This window comes from Pseudoalteromonas sp. TAP-3C (genome assembly GCF_059888565.1).
This window is the reverse complement of the sequence record NZ_CM187618.1, coordinates 2,075,953-2,095,974: the sequence shown is the minus strand read 5'-3', so window position 1 is coordinate 2,095,974 and position 20,022 is coordinate 2,075,953. Positions and strand designations below refer to the sequence as shown.

19 protein-coding genes and 1 pseudogene are annotated in these 20,022 nt (G+C 41.5%); 8 read left to right on the top strand and 12 right to left on the bottom strand.

From position 1 onward, the window contains the following. Positions 1-19: 19 nt before the first annotated feature. Positions 20-1,627: an IS1634 family transposase gene (locus AC6H44_RS09875; protein WP_500735276.1), complete on the bottom strand. Its 1,608-nt coding sequence runs from the start codon at positions 1,625-1,627 to the stop codon at positions 20-22. A 287-nt stretch (positions 1,628-1,914) separates the two neighbouring features. On the opposite strand from AC6H44_RS09875, the gene AC6H44_RS09870 reads away from it, so the two are divergent. Then, a complete protein-coding gene (locus AC6H44_RS09870; RefSeq protein ID WP_500735275.1) occupies positions 1,915-2,679 on the top strand; it encodes a class II glutamine amidotransferase in 765 nt (254 codons plus the stop codon). Positions 2,680-2,801: 122 nt separating this feature from the next. On the opposite strand, the gene AC6H44_RS09865 is transcribed toward AC6H44_RS09870, so the two are convergent. The 5 genes from AC6H44_RS09865 to cmoA form a co-directional block, all read right to left on the bottom strand. After that, positions 2,802-3,599: a DUF3108 domain-containing protein gene (locus AC6H44_RS09865; RefSeq protein ID WP_500738419.1), complete on the bottom strand. Its 798-nt coding sequence runs from the start codon at positions 3,597-3,599 to the stop codon at positions 2,802-2,804. Beyond that, entirely contained in the window at positions 3,553-4,200 is a 648-nt protein-coding gene (gene purN / locus AC6H44_RS09860; RefSeq protein ID WP_500735274.1) for a phosphoribosylglycinamide formyltransferase, read from the bottom strand. Before purN ends, AC6H44_RS09865 begins: the two co-directional genes overlap by 47 nt. Continuing rightward, positions 4,200-5,252: a phosphoribosylformylglycinamidine cyclo-ligase gene (purM, locus tag AC6H44_RS09855; RefSeq protein WP_500735273.1), complete on the bottom strand. Its 1,053-nt coding sequence runs from the start codon at positions 5,250-5,252 to the stop codon at positions 4,200-4,202. The genes purN and purM overlap by 1 nt, the downstream gene beginning before the upstream one ends. Before the next feature lie 184 nt (positions 5,253-5,436). Beyond that, on the bottom strand, positions 5,437-6,405 hold the full coding sequence (gene cmoB, locus AC6H44_RS09850) for a tRNA 5-methoxyuridine(34)/uridine 5-oxyacetic acid(34) synthase CmoB (protein WP_500735272.1): 969 nt from the start codon (positions 6,403-6,405) through the stop codon (positions 5,437-5,439). A 15-nt stretch (positions 6,406-6,420) separates the two neighbouring features. Beyond that, positions 6,421-7,146, bottom strand: coding sequence for a carboxy-S-adenosyl-L-methionine synthase CmoA (cmoA, locus tag AC6H44_RS09845; RefSeq protein WP_500735271.1), 726 nt, complete (start codon positions 7,144-7,146; stop codon positions 6,421-6,423). Between the two features lie 117 nt (positions 7,147-7,263). Here cmoA and AC6H44_RS09840 point away from each other — a divergent pair, with 117 nt between their 5' ends. Beyond that, positions 7,264-7,956, top strand: a complete 693-nt coding sequence (locus AC6H44_RS09840; protein WP_500735270.1) for a DUF3334 family protein — start codon at positions 7,264-7,266, stop codon at positions 7,954-7,956. Positions 7,957-8,161: 205 nt separating this feature from the next. Here AC6H44_RS09840 and AC6H44_RS09835 read toward each other — a convergent pair whose 3' ends face one another. Together AC6H44_RS09835 and AC6H44_RS09830 are read right to left on the bottom strand one after the other, a co-directional pair. Further along, positions 8,162-8,659: a M48 metallopeptidase family protein gene (locus AC6H44_RS09835; protein ID WP_500735269.1), complete on the bottom strand. Its 498-nt coding sequence runs from the start codon at positions 8,657-8,659 to the stop codon at positions 8,162-8,164. A 26-nt stretch (positions 8,660-8,685) separates the two neighbouring features. Then, positions 8,686-9,534, bottom strand: coding sequence for a DUF72 domain-containing protein (locus AC6H44_RS09830; RefSeq protein WP_500735268.1), 849 nt, complete (start codon positions 9,532-9,534; stop codon positions 8,686-8,688). Positions 9,535-9,771: 237 nt separating this feature from the next. On the opposite strand from AC6H44_RS09830, the gene aspS reads away from it, so the two are divergent. Beyond that, the gene (aspS, locus tag AC6H44_RS09825; RefSeq protein ID WP_500735267.1) at positions 9,772-11,550 is read left to right on the top strand and encodes an aspartate--tRNA ligase; all 1,779 of its coding nucleotides are present in this window, start codon (positions 9,772-9,774) and stop codon (positions 11,548-11,550) included. Positions 11,551-11,637: 87 nt separating this feature from the next. Here the strand turns inward: aspS and AC6H44_RS09820 are convergent, their stop codons facing one another. After that, entirely contained in the window at positions 11,638-11,961 is a 324-nt protein-coding gene (locus tag AC6H44_RS09820) for a hypothetical protein (protein ID WP_500735266.1), read from the bottom strand. A 214-nt stretch (positions 11,962-12,175) separates the two neighbouring features. Continuing rightward, positions 12,176-12,934 (bottom strand): annotated as a pseudogene (locus AC6H44_RS09815) (alpha/beta hydrolase family protein); the annotation flags it as partial. 271 nt (positions 12,935-13,205) lie between these two features. Here AC6H44_RS09815 and AC6H44_RS09810 point away from each other — a divergent pair. Both AC6H44_RS09810 and AC6H44_RS09805 read left to right on the top strand, forming a co-directional pair. Further along, positions 13,206-14,045, top strand: coding sequence for an isopenicillin N synthase family dioxygenase (locus tag AC6H44_RS09810; RefSeq protein WP_500735265.1), 840 nt, complete (start codon positions 13,206-13,208; stop codon positions 14,043-14,045). A 168-nt stretch (positions 14,046-14,213) separates the two neighbouring features. After that, positions 14,214-15,611, top strand: coding sequence for a DEAD/DEAH box helicase (locus AC6H44_RS09805; protein WP_500735264.1), 1,398 nt, complete (start codon positions 14,214-14,216; stop codon positions 15,609-15,611). An 83-nt stretch (positions 15,612-15,694) separates the two neighbouring features. Here AC6H44_RS09805 and AC6H44_RS09800 read toward each other — a convergent pair whose 3' ends face one another. Next, on the bottom strand, positions 15,695-16,438 hold the full coding sequence (locus tag AC6H44_RS09800) for a DUF3307 domain-containing protein (RefSeq protein ID WP_500735263.1): 744 nt from the start codon (positions 16,436-16,438) through the stop codon (positions 15,695-15,697). Next, positions 16,438-17,061 (bottom strand): hypothetical protein, encoded by a 624-nt coding sequence (locus AC6H44_RS09795; RefSeq protein WP_500735262.1) that lies wholly within the window; start codon positions 17,059-17,061, stop codon positions 16,438-16,440. The genes AC6H44_RS09800 and AC6H44_RS09795 overlap by 1 nt, the downstream gene beginning before the upstream one ends. A 139-nt stretch (positions 17,062-17,200) precedes the next feature. Between AC6H44_RS09795 and AC6H44_RS09790 the strand changes: the two genes are divergently transcribed. The 3 genes from AC6H44_RS09790 (at position 17,201) to AC6H44_RS09780 (ending at position 19,945) form a co-directional block, all read left to right on the top strand. Next, positions 17,201-17,695, top strand: coding sequence for a LabA-like NYN domain-containing protein (locus AC6H44_RS09790; protein ID WP_500735261.1), 495 nt, complete (start codon positions 17,201-17,203; stop codon positions 17,693-17,695). Positions 17,696-17,836: 141 nt separating this feature from the next. Next, on the top strand, positions 17,837-18,763 hold the full coding sequence (nudC, locus tag AC6H44_RS09785) for an NAD(+) diphosphatase (RefSeq protein WP_500735260.1): 927 nt from the start codon (positions 17,837-17,839) through the stop codon (positions 18,761-18,763). Between the two features lie 3 nt (positions 18,764-18,766). Further along, the gene (locus tag AC6H44_RS09780; protein ID WP_500735259.1) at positions 18,767-19,945 is read left to right on the top strand and encodes a cystathionine beta-lyase; all 1,179 of its coding nucleotides are present in this window, start codon (positions 18,767-18,769) and stop codon (positions 19,943-19,945) included. Positions 19,946-20,022: the final 77 nt, after the last annotated feature.

Genomic DNA, 20,022 nt, shown 5'->3' with positions numbered 1-20,022 from the left:
CCGACATTCCGCAACGCTTTCAGGAATAAATTTCTTGATAGATACTGCCCATGCAATCAATGATTGTCCTGTTCCTCTGCTCTATATTCAATACTAATTCCTGTGTTTCACTTAGCGTTAACACATGAATACCCTGGAAACAGAAAAATACCCATCGCGCTGTTGGGTTTTGACAGGGCTTGTATTTTAAGTTGGGAAAATGAGCTTCTTGCGCTTTTAACTCAGCCCTCATTTTATGCTCCAGTGCGGCGTAAACCATTAAACAGCACGTCATTATCATTAACAGTGCCTCTATCCGCTCTGGTTTTTTCAAGTAAAGTGATGAGGTTAAAAAGTCAGGGCTCTTTAAAAATCGAAATCCTTTCTCAACACTTTGTTGGGATTTGTATAAACTGAGCATTTTTTCCATCGACAGCGAGTCGCGTAAATCATTCGTCGCCAGTATAAACATGCCTTTGTCTTGTAACCTCGTTTTTCTCGCTGCTAGTGTCCAATAAACTGTGCCTGTAATTTGATATTCAATACTATCGGGTTGTTGTGTTAGCTTTGGACGACCACTGCGTTTAAATACGCCCTGCTCAATGATTTCATGCGCATATACTTCACTGTCAGGATGCCCTTTTTGCCACGTTTTTAGTGCTTGCTCTGCATCTAAACGACACGCAAATTTTTGTTTGTTTAATTTCTTAAAGGATTTTAGCGTTTCATTGCTTTCTTTTTCCATCCGCTTAGTGAGCGTATGTTGCTCTCTATTTTTGGCTTGCTCACTTTTGAGCAATAACCAACGCTGCTTGACTTCTCCATATTCTGATGTCAACCAAGCGCCGCTATACCCATTGTCCATCTGCTCGAAATCGAGTGTATGTTGTGCCTTGATTGCTTCTTTAACCTGTTTTAATTTTTGTGGCGCACGGGAAATAAAAAGCTGCGCTTGTTCGTGAAGTGATTGGATCGTTTCTGCGGTATAAAGCGCTGCATCGCCAATAAAGTAACGGCTATTCTGTGCCGCTTTGAGACTGCTTATATGCTGTTTTACAATCTGTTTAAAGCCTTCGCTATCATTGCTATTACCGCTGGCTGCTTGCATATAAATAGGGATCCCCGCTCTGTTTTCTGTGATCAAATTCAATATAACTTGATTTAACTCAGGGCGGTGATCTCGACTATAGCCTTTGACAAGTTTGATCGCTTGGCTATCAATATCATCCTCATACTTACCATCAACATGAATACTGGTTGAGTCTAAATTGATACCTTCACAAGGAAGGTTTAAGTGCTTTACAACGTGGGCTGATAAGGTTTGATAAATACCGGAAACACCGGCGTCATACAGTTTATCAAGGCAACGACCTAATGCATCATCATTAATGTGCTCAGCTTTTATCCCTTCTCCAATAAGGCGCTCAACGGGGCGCTCTTTAAAGTATTGCGGATACATATGCAGAGTGCGGCCAACAAAACCAAGCCCATTTAAAATCATGGCTTCAACAAGTTGACCATAAGAAATCAACTTATCAGGGCTTTGCTCAGGGAGTGATTGATCAATTAACTTAGCAATACCAAGTTCTTTGTTCATACCTGCGACTAAACCTAAATGATCAAGACTTTTTGTTGAATAAGACGCCATAAATTTTACACCACTTAAAGATAAGTAATAGATCAAAAATGGAGATCGTCGTCAAGCTTTTTTATTAATTTTTTTGGGTGCGGAAAGACGGTTAAATATAATTAGCAATATAAATTTGTATTCACTTGCTAACGCTCCTTAGGTGTTTAACAATAACTCATTAAAGTGATAAAAATAAATGATATAGCACACACAAAAAGCCAAAGTGAAACCAAAACTGTGACCAAGTGCCAAGCTAAATTGTTTAGTGTAATTTAATTAATTGAGTTTAAAGGTTTATTTATTTTATGTGTGAATTACTTGGCATGTCTGCCAATGTACCTACGGATATTTGTTTTAGTTTTTCAGGGTTGCTGGAGCGTGGTGGTAATACGGGGCCGCACAAAGACGGCTGGGGCATTACTTTTTATGAAGGCAAAGGCTGCAGAACTTTTAAAGATCCCGAGCCGAGTTATCAGTCAGAAATAGCAAAATTAGTTAAAGCATACCCAATTAAAAGCGTGTCGGTAATAAGCCATATTCGCCAAGGAAACCGTGGTCGGGTGTGTCTTGAAAATACGCACCCGTTTACTCGGGAGTTGTGGGGGCGTGAAATAACCTATGCGCATAACGGACAGCTTTCAAATTATCACGACTTAAAACCCGAACATTATCGCCCTGTGGGGAACACCGACAGTGAGCTGGCATTTTGTTGGTTGCTTGACAAAATTCGTGAAAAGTATCCGCAGCGACCCAGTAATATGGCGTCTGTGTTTAGATATGCCGCTAAGCTTTCGCATACGCTGCGAGAAAAAGGCGTGTTTAATATGCTATTAACCGATGGGGTATTTGTACTTGCGTATTGTACTAATAATTTGCATTACATCACCCGCCGTGCGCCTTTTGGTAAAGCGACGCTCATTGATGCCGATATGATGGTCGATTTTCAAAAAGAAACTACACCAAACGATGTGGTAACGGTTATAGCCACTAGGCCTTTGACGAACGATGAACGCTGGCAAAAAATGCAGCCTGGGGAGTTTGCGTTGTTTAAAATGGGCGAGTTAATATAGGTTGGGTAGAGTGAAACGAAACCCAACTCAGAGTTTTAAATTAATAAACCGTATGAGCATTAAAATGAAAAGCCCAAATTATAAATACATTTGGGCTTTTTATCTTAAATACTGCAACTAATTTATTCTGGTGTTAGGTCGTGTTTAACTTCTGCAGGTAAAGCCGGTGGATTGATCACGGTAAACGAGTTCATTTGCACCTCAAATTGTTCAACGCCTTTTTCACCTTTCCACATACGTACTAGCATGTAATCCATCTCTGGGGCAAACCAAGCTAAGGCTTGGCGCTCATCATTATCGTATAAGCGTTTTACTTTTATAGCTTCAACATTGCCTATGGGTAAAGAGATTGTTTCAGTTGCGGCTACTTCAAAATCGTAGTCACGACAATTGCCTTTTTTATCAACCAAGGGAAACGAAAAGCTGGTTTTGCCTTGTTTTAGCCCTTCACGCACTTGTACTTGATAAGAAATACCATCTTGGAATTTGTCATGCCACTGACATTTTAACGGGTAGTCACTGGTGTTGCTGGTAACGGTCTTTGTTTGCTGATCAAAATTGATTATGTATTTTTTATCAGGCCCAGTACCTGTTCGAGTCATCGAATACTCAATAGGTGTAACGGTATTATTAGCAAAACTGAAGGTTGATGACTCTTGGCGAGAATCAGAGAAAATCATCCATTCAATATCGCTGTGATAAGTAACTTGGTAGGTGTTATTATCGAGCTTTTTAAGGGTCCGCTCGGCTTTGCCATGATGAGTGCCTTTGCGCAAAATATCATAACTGGCTTGATACTGGGTTAACTCGCCTGCAATCAGGCTGGTAGGAAGTAATAAAGTGCCCGCACATAGTAGCCAAGCACTTAATTTTTTATTTTGGGTAGTGCGCGCCGTGTGCAGGAAGTTGTTTTTCGTCAAGAACTGCATAATCTGCTTCCATCGTAAGTCGTTGTTCACTGAACCACTTGACCACCAAAGGATAAATTATGTGCTCTTGCGCATGCACACGTTTTGCGAGCGTGTCTGCTGTATCGTTTGCTAATACAGGCACTTTAGCTTGAAGAATAACGGGTCCGCCATCTAATTCTTCAGTAACAAAGTGCACACTCACGCCGTGGACGTCGTCTTTTGCATCAATTGCTCTTTGGTGGGTATTCAGCCCCTGGTACTTAGGCAACAAAGATGGATGAATGTTCAACATTTTTCCAACATATTTTTGCACTAAGCTTGGCGTTAGAATACGCATAAACCCAGCTAATACAACTAGAGTTGGTTTAAAAGAGTCAATTATGTGCATTAGCTGGGCATCGTACGCTTCGCGTGAGTCAAATTCTTTATGACTCAATACTTGTGTGGCAATACCTGCATTTTTTGCACGCTCTAACCCATAGGCGTCTGCTTTATTACTAATAACAGCCGCAATATGGGCGTTTATCTCGCCGCTTTCACAGGCGTCAATAATGGCTTGTAAATTAGAGCCACTGCCTGAGATTAATACTACTAGACGAGTGGGCGCCATTACGCAGCACCACCTACAATTTCAACTTGATCTTCGCCCGCAGTTGCATCTTGAATTTCACCAAGGTGCCATGCAATTTCGCCAAGTTGTTTTAAAATGTTTAAGCTGTTTTCAAGTTCATTAGCTGGAACAACTAACACCATGCCTACGCCACAGTTAAATGTACGATACATTTCGTGAGTGGTAATGTTACCGTTTTCTTGTAACCAGCTAAATATGCTCGGCCATTGCCAGCTATCGCCTTTAACAACCGCTTTAGCCGATTTAGGTAACACACGTGGGATATTTTCCCAAAAGCCGCCGCCAGTAATGTGCGAAAGAGCATGCACGTCCACTTGTTTAAACAATTCTAGTAATGGCTTAACGTAAATGCGTGTTGGTTCTAACAAGTGTTCACCGAGCGTTTTACCATCAATCACTTGGTTTGTGTCAGCGTTAGACACTTCTAATACTTTACGAATTAAAGAGAAGCCGTTTGAGTGAGGGCCACTAGATGCAAGCGCTATGAGTTGGTCGCCAGCAGCTACTTTAGTGCCATCAATAATTTTTGACTTTTCTACCACACCGGTACAAAAACCGGCCATGTCGTAGTCTTCACCTTCGTACATACCGGGCATTTCAGCTGTTTCGCCACCAATTAGAGCACAGCCTGAAATTTCACAGCCTTTACCAATACCAGTTACTACGTCGGCTGCTGTGTCTACATCTAGTTTACCCGTTGCGTAGTAATCTAGAAAAAACAGGGGTTCAGCGCCTTGTACTATTAAATCGTTTACACACATGGCTACTAAGTCAATACCTACGGTATCGTGCTTTTTAAGGTCAATCGCTAAACGTAATTTAGTGCCTACACCGTCGGTGCCCGCCACTAATACAGGTTGCTTATAACCTGCAGGAATTTCGCAAAGTGCGCCAAAACCACCAATTCCGCCCATCACTTCAGGACGACGAGTTTTCTTAACCACGCCTTTAATACGCTCAACAAGTGCATTACCAGCGTCGATATCTACGCCCGCGTCTTTATAGCTTAGAGACTGTTTTTGTTCGCTCACAGGTTTTCCTCAAAATAGTTGTTTTGATGCTTACTTAGAAACGCGCATATTTTACAACAATTGCAAGGGCGCGGCTAGTTGAAATCTGAATTTGATTTTAAAGACAAGGACAGTTGTCCGCATAATAAAGATAAGGCGTTAGGGAATAGGAAGTGTCTAACGCCTAAAACCTAGCACCTTGTTATTATGCCTTCGCCGTTAATATAGCACGCAGTGGGGCAGGGTAGCCCTCAATGGTTTTACTGGTGTCATTGGGGTCTAAAAAATCAACCAAGGATTCGTTTTCCATCCAGTGTGTTTTACGTTGCTCGTCGAGCGTTGTAATAGCGCAGTCTTTCACTTGCACATCTTTAAAACCAACCCGTTCCATCCATAGTTTTAATGCAGCGGTACTGGGAATAAACCATACATTACGCATTTTCGCGTAGCGGTCGGTAGGCACCAGTACGGTGTTTTCATCGCCTTCAATAACTAAAGTTTCTAATACCAGCTCTCCGCCTGGGCGAAGCTGCGCTTTTAATTGCGCTAAAAAGTCGATAGGGGAACGACGATGATAAAGTACCCCCATCGAAAATACCGTATCAAACGCTTTTAGCTCGGGTAGGGCTTCTACACCAAGCGGTAATAAGTGTACGTTTTCATCGGGGTTAAAATGTTTTATTGCCTGAAATTGACATAAAAATAAGTCAGATGGATCAATACCGACCACAAACTGGGCACCTTCACCGCGCATACGCCATAGGTGATAACCCGAGCCACAACCAATATCTAATACGGTACGACCTTTTAATGGCTCAATATGCGGTAGGAGTCGATCCCATTTCCAGTCACTGCGCCATTCTGTATCAATATCGATACCGTGCACATTAAATGGGCCTTTGCGCCAGGGCATCATACGCTTTAATAAGTGAGTGGTTTTCTTTCGCTCGCCTTCGCTCATTTCGCCAGGCGCACCTATTGCTACTTTGCTAACAATATCAACGTGATTTGTTGACACGTCAGGTAAGTTTTTCAGCACTTTTTGCCATTGTGGTAAATCGCCGTGGCTTGCCTCGTGTTGCCAATGCTTTAATTGTGCTGGTAAGGTTTCTAGCCAGTGGCTAAGTGGACTTTGTGCGATAGCGGCGTAAAATTGGTTAAACCATGCAGACATGTGTCACTCTCTAAATTATTTAATTGCTACCATTGAGCAAAAATTAAAACATTGATACCACACTTGCGTTTGGCTAAAGCCAATGTCGCTTAAGCGTTGTGTGTGTGTGCTTAGTGTATCGGGGCGCATTACATTTTCAATGGCGGTACGTTTTTGGCTGATTTCAAGCTCAGAGTAGCCGTTATGGCGTTTAAAGTCGTGGTGTAGGTCGATGAGTAAGTTATCGCATTGCTCGTTCTCGGCTTTAATTTTTTCACTCAATAGCAAAGCACCACCGGGCTTTAAATTAGCGTATATTTTTTCAAGCACCGCTTTGCGCTGCGCCGCTGGGATAAATTGCAGGGTAAAATTCATTGCTACTACTGATGCATCTTGTATCTCAAGCTCGTTAATATCGCCAAGGGTAACTGTCAGGGGTACGCTTGATTTAAATCCTTGTAAATGCACTTTACAGCGCTCAACCATGGCTTGTGAATTATCTACAGCAATAATGTGGCAGCTATCAATTTTTATATTACGGCGCATGCTTAAGGTAACCGCCCCTAACGAGCAGCCCAAGTCATACAGATTCGAATTTGGCTGAGCATATTCACCGGCTAATTTCCCCATGGTACTGACTATTGTGGCGTAACCTGGAACTGAGCGTTGGATCATGTCAGGAAAAACTTCAACCACGTTTTGATCAAAACTAAAGTCTTTTACTTGTTGCTCAGAGGCATAAATACTGTCTTTTATATTCACGAAGGCAGTCTCTTTGAAAATAATAGTGCTATTTTAACATTTTATGCTGGATAGTCAGTGATAAATTCAGTAGCTTGACTAGAATTATAAAGAAATAAGTACAAAAGAGATTATTAAATGAGCAAAAGAAAGGTTATTAGTACCGACGATATATTAGCAACACTCTGCCACTCAGTAACGAGTGTACTTTCATCAGCCAGCGGCAACGAGATCAGCTATTCAGCCATGGTACAAAAAATTACACGCACCTGTATGCGACCAGACATAGGCTGTTTTGTTTTATTTGACGGGGGCTTTACTGGTCTTGTAGTGACTAATTTTACAGCACAGGCGGCCATGGAGATTTACGGCGACTACATGCGTAACATGGGTATGCCAGAGGATGAAATCGCGCACAGCCACTTATCGGATGACGTTTCAAACGTAATGGGTGAGTTGATGAACCAAATAGTGGGTGACTTTACGTCAAAAGTGCGTGAGCAGCTACATACCTCGATCACCCAAAATCAGCCAAAAATGATGGCCATTAATAAACAGGTGCAAATTTCGGTTGATACCACCATGGATCGCCCACAGGCACGCCGTGTAACTTTTACTACACGTAGTCAAAATATTTTTTATTTAGAATTGGCAATGGATAAAACAGAGTTTATTAAACTTCACGATTTTGACATTATAGAGGCGATAGACCCAGATGACATTATTGAGAACGAAGCCAAACAAAAAGCTGAGAGAGCAGACATAGCAAAAGCGGCTGAAAAGAAAACAGACGACGATGATGATGATTTTATGGCTGGTTTAGGGCTTTAACCGAAGGTTGGGTTGAGTGAAACTAAACCCAACAAGTTAGTAAGCTGTCAGTTTTTAGCTATCAGCGGTCAGTAAGTTATAAATACGCGAGTTTGAATCGCGTTTTTTTATTAACAAGCACTTTAATTATGCACTAATTTGTAATTAAACTTTGGCTGACCGCTGACCGCTGACCGCTGACCGCTGACCGCTGACCGCTGACCGCTCAATTATATGGATTCTCACCCATCGCAATAGCCACACAAAAAATCCGTAAATCCAGTTCTAGCTGATGGTACTGGGGCTCCATATGGCAGCATAATTTATAAAAGCCTTTGTTATGGTCTTTTTCTTTAAAATGCGCGAGTTCGTGCACCACTAATGCTTTTAATAACGGCTCTGGGGCACGCAGCAAATCGCTGTTGATGGCTAAATCGTGTTTGCGGGTGTTACCTTGCATCCGATAAGTGTGAGTTCCGAGCGTATTGGTAACCATATCACCTTGTTTTTTAAACGCCGCACGGCCAAACGGCGGGGCGTTTTTTAAATACTGCTTTTTAAGCTCGGTGGCGTAGCTATACAACAACTTATCACTGGTAATGCGATGCGCCTGTGGGTACTTTTTAAGTAAATACTCACTTACTTTATTAGCTTTTATTAGACTTAATACTTGCTCAACGATAGTGGCAGGGTAGCCGGTAAAGTAACGTGCGTATTCACTCATTATTGTCTCTGTATTATAAATTTATTTTAAAAAAGGGCTTGCTGGTGGGCTTCTTTTTCGCCACTAAATGGATTGAGTACGCTGTGATTATACCCTAAATCTTGGCAAAACTGCCGAGCCAGCAGGGGCGCTTCGCGGTTATCAGCGGTATGAAAAAATACATAAGGGCTTTTGCCTTCATCCAGCCACTGGGTTACCTTGCTAAGCCACGGCTGATAAAAGGTCTTATAATCGTTTTCTAAATTAGCAATAACAAAACGTGCCATAGGCTGCGTGCCTGTAGCAATAGCGTGCACCGGTAAATAAGGCTTTTTTTGTTGTGCATCTATTAGCGCTTCGGTTGTGGGTTTAACCGCAAATAACGCGCGGGTATCCATAGCAATGCGGTTTATATTGTGTGTCATTAAAAGCTGATTAAGTGCGATTTCGGCCTCACCTTTTCTAAAAAACGCAGGGTGGCGTACCTCAACTCCATAGTTTAGCTCTTTAGGAAGTAACTCAATAAAAGCGGCAAGCTTAGCTAAATGCTGTGGGGCAAACGCTTTGGGTAATTGCAGCATTATTTGCCCTGTTTTTTCAAACAATGGGGTAAATAAATTAAGCCAATTGGTTAGTTCATGCTGCACATTAGTAAGCTGGAGTTCGTGACTAAAGCGCCGATGAAATTTAAAGGTAAATTTAAACGCATCAGGTACACTGGCTGCCCATCGTAAAACGGTGTCAGGCGAGGGATCGGCATAAAAACTAGTATTGCCTTCTACTGAATTAAAATGCTGCGCATATTCGCTAAGCATATCGGCATTTTTACACTGACGTGAAAATAAATTGCCTTTCCATGCGTTGCTTGACCACTGTGGGCACCCAATATATAGCATACAAACAAAAGCCTTGTTATAAAGTGCCGGTAGTGTAACAAATAACAAAACAGTGCGCTGTAAATTCAACCCTGAAAGGTAAACACGCCCTAGCATCTTCAACCTACTTGGGTATAATGCAGGGCTTAATTTGATTATTTTGAATTGCTAGCGGTTTTATTTTCATTTTGGTGTTTTTAAAAACTTTTAAAACAACGGTGTTTAACCGCTCTTTGCCTTTTATCTGACAGGAAAACTATGCGCTCTATATACTGCGGACAGCTAAATAAAACTCACGTAGATCAGGAAGTTGAACTATGTGGCTGGATCAACAAACGACGCGACCTTGGTGGACTTATCTTTGTCGATTTACGCGATAGAGAAGGCTTAGTACAAGTTGTTTTCGATCCAGAAGTTGAGGGATTAATGGAAACAGCCAACAAACTTCGTCAAGAATTTTGTGTGCAGTTAAAAGGGATTGTACGCGCTCGCCCAGACAGCCAAGTAAATAAAGACATGGCTACCGGTGAAGTAGAAATTTTAGGCACGGGTTTAACGATTATTAACCGCTCTGAGCCTATGCCACTTGATTTTAACCAAGTGAACTCAGAAGAGCGTCGCTTAAAATACCGTTACCTAGACTTACGTCGTTTAGAAATGAGCGACCGCATTAAATTACGTGCTAAAGCGAGCAGCTTTGTACGTCGCTTTTTAGATGAAAATGGCTTTTTAGATATCGAAACGCCTGTACTCACCAAAGCAACGCCAGAAGGTGCGCGCGATTACTTAGTACCGAGTCGTGTTCATAAAGGTAGCTTTTATGCATTACCGCAGTCGCCACAGTTGTTTAAGCAATTGTTGATGATGTCGGGTTTTGACCGTTACTACCAAATTGTTAAGTGTTTTCGTGATGAAGATTTACGTGCCGATCGCCAGCCTGAATTTACTCAAATAGATTTAGAAACTTCGTTCATGAGCGCTGATCAAGTACGTGGTATCACTGAAAAAATGATTCGTGAAATGTGGCAGTCATTACTAAACGTTAATTTAGGTGACTTCCCAATTATGCCGTACTCTGAGGCAATGAGCTTATATGGTTCTGATAAGCCAGACTTACGTAACCCAATGAAGTTGATTGATGTAGCCGATTTAGTAAAAGACGTAGAATTTAAAGTATTCTCAGGCCCTGCAAATGATGAAAAAGGTCGTGTTGCAGTGCTAACTGTTCCAGGTGGTGCATCACTTTCTCGTAAGCAACTAGATGATTACACCAAGTTTATTGGTATTTACGGTGCTAAAGGCTTAGCATGGATGAAAGTAAACGACCGCAGTGCAGGCGTTGAGGGCGTGCAATCGCCAATCGCTAAATTCTTAAATGAAGAGGTGATCACACAGCTACTTGAACGTACTAATGCACAAACAGGCGATATCATTTTATTTGGTGCGGATAAACGCAACACAGTAAATGAAGCCATGGGCGCACTGCGCTTAAAAATTGGTGTTGATTTAGAAATCACTAACCTTAATAGCTGGGCACCACTGTGGGTTGTTGACTTCCCAATGTTTGAAGAAGATGACGAAGGCACATTACATGCTGTACACCATCCATTTACTGCACCAAAAGATATTAGTGCAAGTGAGCTTGAAGCAAACCCAGCAGCGGCTATTTCAGATGCCTACGATATGGTATTAAACGGCTACGAAGTGGGCGGTGGCTCGGTACGTATTCACAATACAGAGATGCAAGAAGCGGCATTTAGAATTTTAGGTATTGAAGCACAAGAGCAGCAAGATAAATTTGGTTTCTTACTTGATGCACTTAAATACGGCACACCACCGCATGCAGGACTCGCATTCGGTTTAGACCGTTTAGTTATGTTGTTATGTGGTACTGATAACATTCGTGACGTGATTGCTTTCCCTAAAACCACACAAGCATCGTGTTTATTAACCGATGCGCCAAGTAAGCCTAACACTGACTCGTTAGCTGAACTGGCAATAAGCGTTGTAGAGAAAGAATTACTAAGCGCAGAGTGATGGCTAATCAGCCACAGCGCTAGGCTTAATAAAAACCCTTGAGTATTTGCTTAAGGGTTTTTAGTTTTTAAAGTCACCAGTTTCTTATTAGCAAGCAGGGCCATTTTTATTTCGTGCGCTGGCAAGTGCGCGGGCAATTTCAAGTAATGCAGGATTAATATCATCAGCGCCATCTTTGATGAGTTTTGACACATCACCTGATGAGTACAAGCTATCACGCGGTGATTTAATGCCTAATTCACGCACAAAGTCTTTGGTTTTACCTGTGCTGCCAGTTTCAATAAACTTAAAAATAATGCGTTCGTTATTATTTTTCGGCTCTGTTTCTAGCGTTTTTATTTCATCTTGATAAGCCGCAATTCGGCTTTGTAGAATGTCGATGCGCTGTTCGATGCTGTTGTATGATTTCATGGATAGGTTCTTTTCTAAATAGACGTTAATATAATTGCGTTATTATCGCATAAATTTACGATAAATAATTGTTTAGCTGTAAGTAAAATGCCCTTAATTATATTTGCATAACGCAGTAAAAACTGCGCTTTATTGTTTTAATCACTCCACTAATTCACTAACCACCAGTGGCTGTTATGTAGCGTTTTATGCACGGGGCATTTATCGGCTATTTCGAGTAATCGTATTTAACATAGCGATTAGCCCACGTAGCAATAATATCGGCTGCGTAGTTAGCATCGTCTTTGTTAGTGAGTAAATGGTCGGCGTTATCTAGGCTAATAAAACTTTTAGGGTGTTTAGCTGCGGCGTAAATTTTTTCAGCTTCACTAATATTCACGGTTTCATCAATAGGAGAGTGCATCACTAATAATGCGCGCTTTAACTTGCTAATATGGCTTTGATCGTGGCTGGTAAGATCATCAATAAATTGTTTTTTAATGGTAAATTCTCGCCCTGCTAAATTTACCTTTGCTTCGCCCTTGCTATTAATTTCATCGAGATGCGCGGCAAAGTTATGCGCCACATGCTGGGCATCTGATGGTGCGCCAATAGTGGTAATGGCGGACACTTCTGGAATATGCTGCGCTGCTGCAAGTACCGCTGCGCCCCCTAAACTATGACCGATTAATAACTGTGGTGCTTTAAAGTGTTCACGCAAGTGATCAGCGGCGGCCACTAAGTCTTGAATATTTGATGAGAAGTTACTGTTGGCAAAGTCGCCATCGCTATTACCAAGCCCTGTAAAATCAAACCGTAGTACTGCAATGCCTTGTTGAGTGAGCGCACGGCTAATGCGTGTGGCGGCCGCTATATCTTTTGAACAGGTAAAACAGTGAGCAAATAAGGCATAAAATTTAACCTCACCTGAGGGAAGTTCGAGTTGACCTGCAAGTTCGAGTTCACCACTTTTAAAAGAGACTTTTTGTCGCATAAAGGAAGACCTTAATAAGTTGATATAAATTTGTATGCTCAATAAACAAGAGATTGGTACGATGACATGCAAATTCAATGCTGTGGCTGAGTTGATTTTGATCAAGTGATAAGGTGTTGGCTATATGAATGCGGACATATGTCCTTATAATTTTAAAGGGGTTTGTCTATGCTCGCTCAGCATAAAAATGCAGCCTTTATTACTTGAATTAAGTAGTTCAGCTATATTTGAACGTAAATGGCTTCTAACAACCTACTTTTTGGAATGTACCATGCAATTACCTACAGTTGATTATAAAGCGGACGATGCGGCTGCACAGTTTGTTGAATCGTTGAGAAATACCGGTTTTGGTGTATTAAAAAACCATCCTATTCCGCAATCTTTAGTTGAGTCTATTTATAAAAATTGGCAAGACTTTTTTAACTCAGAGCAAAAGCATGCGTTTTTATTTTCTAAAGAAACGCAAGATGGCTACTTTCCACCGTCGGTATCAGAAGTGGCTAAAGGCCATTCAGTAAAAGACATTAAAGAGTACTTTCATGTTTATCCTAAAGGCCGTGTTCCTGCACAACTAGAAGCTGATGTACGTGAATACTACCGTTTAGCTAATGAATTCGCGGCAACATTATTAAGTTGGGTTCAGGCTGAAGCGCCTGAGGAAGTGCGTGCTAAGTTCTCTATCGATTTAAAAGATATGATTGCTCAGTCTGAGCAAACGTTGTTACGTATTTTACATTACCCGCCAATGACGGGTGACGAAGAACCAGGCGCTATTCGCGCTGCTGCGCACGGTGATATTAACTTATTAACCGTATTACCTGCGTCAAACGAGCCAGGCTTACAAGTGCAAAAAACTGATGGCGGTTGGTTAGACGTGCCATGTGATTTTGGTAGCTTAATTATTAATATTGGTGACATGCTGCAAGAAGCATCGGGTGGTTATTTTCCATCTACGATTCACCGTGTAATTAACCCATCGGGCAAAGCAACAACTAAATCACGTATTTCATTACCGCTATTTTTACACCCTCGTCCTGATGTGGTGTTGTCTGAGCGCTATACCGCAGATAGCTACTTACAGGAGCGTTTACGCGAATTAGGCGTAAAATAAACTTTTTGTTTTGTAATGTTGGTTCAAATAAAAAGCGGCTGTTTAGCCGCTTTTTAGTATTTGAGTGTATTGATTGGGTGCAAAGTAAATAATGGCATGCATTTTGAGCCACTAAAGGTATAATGCGCGCAACTGGCCATGTTGGCCTTATTAAAATAGAGAGTATATATGAGTTTTGATGGTTTAGGTTTATCACAGTCTTTGGTTAATGCGGTTTTAGAAAAGGGCTATGAAACGCCAACGCCTATTCAGGCTCAAGCTATCCCAGCAATTATTGCGCGCCGCGATGTGATGGCCGCAGCGCAAACCGGCACAGGTAAAACAGCCGGTTTTACCTTGCCACTAATTGAGCGTTTATCGTCGGGTACTAAAGCAAAAAGCAACCATGTCCGCGCACTTATTTTAACGCCAACCCGTGAGCTTGCCTTGCAAGTAAGCGAAAACGTTGAAGAATACGCTAAGCATTCAGATATTAGTTCGTTTGTGGTTTATGGGGGTGTTAAGATTAATCCGCAAATGCAACGCCTGCGTAAAGGGGTTGATATTTTAGTGGCCACACCAGGGCGCTTAATTGATTTACATAATCAAAATGCGGTTAAGTTTGATAGCGTCGAAGTGCTGGTTTTAGATGAAGCCGACCGTATGTTAGACATGGGCTTTATTCATGACATTAAACGCTTAATTGCTAAAATGCCTGAAAAACGCCAAAATCTGATGTTTTCGGCAACCTTTTCTGATGATATCCGCGCGCTAGCTAAAGGATTAATTAACGATCCTGTTGAAATTTCGGTAGCGGCTAAAAATACCACTGCAAAAAGTGTGACTCAGTGTGTGTATGCGGTTGATAAAGCGAAAAAAACGGCTTTATTAAGTCATTTAATTCGTAGCAACGATTGGCAACAAGTGCTGGTATTTAGCCGTACTAAACACGGTGCAAACCGTTTAGTTAAACAACTTGAGCGCGATGACATTGTGGGCGCTGCAATTCATGGTAATAAATCTCAAGGTGCGCGAGTTAAAGCACTAGAAGGGTTTAAAAATGGTGAAGTGCGGGTGTTAGTGGCAACTGATATTGTTGCCCGTGGTTTAGACATTGTTGAGCTACCACACGTAGTTAACTACGACCTCCCCAATGTCTATGAAGATTACGTTCACCGTATTGGCCGTACTGGTCGTGCGGGTGCATTTGGGCATGCTATTTCGTTTGTAACCACGGAAGATGCGGTTGATTTGTACGGTATTGAGCGCTTTATTGGCGAGCTTATTCCGCGCGCTGAAGAAGAAGGCTTTGAACCAGCTAACCCAGTTGCCGAACGAGCACTCGATGCTCGCCCGCTACCAGCTAGAAAGCCAAAGAAAAAACAACCGTTTAATAAGCCTAAATCGGATAGCAGCAAGCCTAATAGCAAAAAGCCTAATAATGGTGGCAATGGTACTGGCCCGCGTCGTGGTGGCTCTAAAAAGCCAGCAGCAAAAACTGATGATAATGCTCAGAACCCGTGGGCAAAACGCCAATCGGTCGGGGGCAGTGGTCAGCGCAGTCGTCGCCCAACAAATAACGACTAATTAGTTAATACTAATACAAAAAACGCGCTTACTTTTACTAGTAGCGCGTTTTTTAATGCCTATTTTAAACGTTTTACGCTGAATTAACTTATTAAATAATTAACTGCTAATCCTACAAATAAAGTAACACTAACGCTGAGCAATGTTCCTAACATCACATATTCTGTGAGTTGTTTGTCTTTGCTGGCACTTAAATCGCCAAATCTAAACACAGATTTGGCGGCAATTAAAAACCCCAGCCCAGCAAATTGATCCAGTAAAATAAACGTTAGCATAAGCACTCGTTCCAGCATGCCAATACTTTGCCCTGCTAATGGTAGGCTGCCATCACTTGAAAAATTGTTAGTTAAACGCTCTAGCATCATTCTTATAAATACGGCACTGGGACTTAAAATAATCAGGTAGCCCGTTATAACCCACAGTACTTTTGAGTTGGTTAACAACGCCATTGCAGAGTCTGTAAGCTGCTGATTGTCAGTTAGCCAACGACTTATCGCAATAATAACCATGATATGCGCAATTTGGTCGAGTAAAAAAGGTACCACGCCTTTATTAGAATACGATTTTGCAATATCAATAAAGTAGTGGCTAACCACAATAATACCGGAGGCAAGAAATACGCTGCTCAGTTGTTGCCAGCCAAATGTAAACTCCCAAAGCGCAATAACGACCGCACTGGTAAATCCATGAACCAATACATGAAAGTAGAGTTTTTTAGCTTTAAAATGGCGAGTGTTTCTGTCGTTTACCCAGCTCATGGGTTGCCAATAAAAATCAGCGAGTAAGTGAGCGATAATCAGGGCCACGAGCAATATTGAAAATGCCATTATTCATATCCTTGCGAGGTATTTTTTAGCAGTTGCTGTGTATGTAAAACAAAACGCTCTATTAGCTGGTAGTTAGCAAGATTAAGCAGCTTAGTTACGTTTTCACGGCTGGTATTGAGCGCTTTAGCTAAGGCTGCATGGTTGTTATTGGTATGGGTTAAATACAGATACAAAGCATTTGCTTGTTTTTGAGTTATTTTACTAAGTAATACATCAACAAACGCCAAGTTAAGTTTAAAGCTTTCATCAACATCTTGCCCTGCAATAGCAAATGTAAAGCGTTGGTTTGCCATGTTATCTAGCTCGTGTCCAGAGAGAGTAAATGCAGAGCCTGTAGCGGTTTTTATACTCGTACCAGGGTTATCTATGCGGCCTAATGCCATGCTTTGGCGCAATTCATAGCCGGCAGACTTTAGCTGTAAATATATGAGTATAGCGGTGGTAACTAACTGCTCACTTTTGTCTATTTGTAGCTGAAATGCATCCCCTCGGTAAATATCCCAAGATGTTGTTTTATTGCAATTTGCACGTAAACTTTGCGCTAGCTGGTAAAGCATGGCATCGTATTGTTGTTTAGGTATTTTTTGCGATTTAATAATATCGCCGCTGATCACACCAATCATAAAAATCCAAAAGATTATATTATATGTAACCTTATATAGTTACATTATTAAATGTAACCTAAACTGGTTACACTGTGTTGAGTAACTAATTTAGGTTACTTAACACGCAATTGCAAGTATTACTCATTAGGACATAATAATGATCTCACAACAAAGCAATAAACCTCGTGTAGGTATTTTTGTCGATGTACAAAATATTTATTACACCTGTCGCGAAAGCTACGGTAAAAACTTTGATTACAATGCCTTTTGGCAAATAATGGCGCAACAATACAATATTGAATGTGCGTTCGCTTATGCAATATACCGAGGTGATGAAAAGCAAAATCAGTTTCAAAATATTTTGCGCGCTATTGGCTTTGAAGTAAAACTTAAACCGTTTATTCAGCGTAAAGATGGCAGTGCCAAAGGAGACTGGGATGTGGGGATCACCATAGATATGTTAGAGCAGGGGAAAGACCTGGATAAAGTTATTTTACTTTCGGGTGATGGTGACTTTGCGTTATTACTCGGGCATTTAAAAAATCACTACAATGTTCCGTGTGATGTTTATGGAGCCGATAGGTTAACCGCCGAGGTACTAAAACAAAGTGCTGAGCAATTTCATTTAATAGACAACCAGTTATTACTTTAACGACGCAGCAGATTGCTAAACATCATGAATGTTTTTAAAAGAGTCTGACCACCATTAATGTAGGTTTTTTATGGCTGTAATGAATTGGGTTTAGTGCATGATTATGGTAATTTTAAGAATCAATTAGTATCAAGGAATTACATGCTTAACTACAGTAATATGCCGTTAGATAGAGGCTCAAATGCGCGCAAAGATCCAGCGTGGGTGGACGCAAAAAAAACAGCGCACAGTTTATGGCTTTTAGTTAGAGGCAATCATACACTATTTGCAAATAGCAGCCCTGAGGTGGTGTATTTAGCTTACCAACAGGTGGCGCATTTAGATTTAACCCACGCTATTTTTTTAGGTTTAAATGAGCAAGGTAATGCCATATTTGCGCTAGATGTAACCGCACTCGAAGAGTTGTTATTAACCGCTATTATTGCTGATGCGCAGTTTATGGATATTCGCCAGTTTGGAACACAAGTTGCGCTTGAAGATGGCTCAAATGCGGCGCTTGCTCGTGGGCTGTGTTATTGGCATGCAACGCATAGCTTTTGTGGCCGCTGTGGCACTAAAAATCATTTAGTGGAAGCGGGTCACTCTCGATTATGCGACAACCCTGCGTGTTTGCATCAAACATTTCCGCGTACCGATCCTGCCGTTATTATGGTGGTGACTAAAACATTTAATGATGGGATTGAACGCTGCTTATTGGGTCGTCAGGCTTCTTGGCCAAAAGGATTATATTCATCGCTTGCAGGATTTGTCGATCCTGGCGAAACGCTTGAGCAAACTGTCATCCGAGAAGTAAAAGAAGAAGCGGGTATCACTGTTGAAAAAGCCGAGTATATTGCTTCTCAACCTTGGCCGTTTCCTTCATCAATTATGCTGGGTTTTATTGCGACAGCAAGCAGTGATGAAATTAGCACAGAGCAAGATGAACTTGAAGATGCAAAGTGGTTTTCTCGTGAGGAACTCGCGCAGTTTAAAGAGTGGCACCATGATGGGGAGTATTTAAAGCTCCCTAGAGCAGATTCTATTTCACGCTATTTAATTGAATACTGGCGCACTCATAGCAAAGGATAAATTATGTCGAGCAACAATAAAAATACCCAATTAGTTTCAGCAGGGCGTAAAAAAGCGTACACCCATGGTGTGGTCAATCCGGTGGTACAACGTGCTTCAACCATTGTATTTGATTCTGTGAGTGAGCTTAAAGAAGCCGCAAAAACCCACGGCGATAAAACCTTATTTTATGGCCGCAGAGGGACAACGACTCATTTTGCCTTGCAAGAGGCTATTACGGAATTAGAGGGCGGTGAGGGCTGTGCGTTATACCCGTGCGGCGCTGCGGCGATAAGTCAAACCTTGTTGTCGTTTTTAAAATCCGGTGATCATATTTTAATGGTTGATAGCGTGTATGAACCAACTCGTGATTTTTGCGACAAAATATTAGCAGGGTTGGGCATTACAACTACTTACTACCCGCCAATGGTTGGTGGCGATATAAAAGCGTATTTTCAAAATAATACTAAAATGGTGTTTTTAGAGTCTCCAGGTTCTATTACCATGGAAATTCAAGATGTACCTGCCATGGTTAAAGTGGCAAATGATCATAATGTAATGACGGTGCTTGATAACACCTATGGCAATGGTTTGCACTATCGTCCGCTTGAACATGGCGTTGATATTAGTATTCAAGCCGCCACAAAATACATTGTTGGCCACTCAGATGTGATGATGGGCGTAGCTGTAGCGAATAAAAAATATTGGCCAACACTTCGTGAACACTCTTATTTACTCGGGCAATGCACCAGTGCAGATGATGCCTATTTAGCACTACGAGGCTTGCGGACGATGGCCGTGCGATTAAATCAGCATGAAAAAGCGGCTATTGAAGTAGCACAATGGCTTGAGCAACATGCGCTGGTGGATCATATTCGCCACCCTGCGTTTGCAACGTGCCCAGGCCACGAATTTTTTAAACGCGATTTTGATGGCAGTAATGGTTTGTTTTCTTTTGTGATGAAAAGCGGCGATCAGCACGCCATAGATGCTTTTTTAGATAGTTTACAACATTTTAAAATGGGTTTTTCGTGGGGCGGTTTTGAGAGTTTAGTAACGGCAAATCTATCTATGAAAGGGCTGCGCTCGCAAACAGGTTGGCAACATGGGCCTGTAATTCGTTTACACATTGGTTTAGAAGATGTTGAAGATTTAATTGCCGACTTACAGCAAGCATTAGCAATCTATGAGCAACATTTATAATTAACTGCTTAAATTACATTCTTTGTTACAAAGCCTGCCTCTGAGTAGGCTTTTTTTGCTAGCAATTCAACGCATTT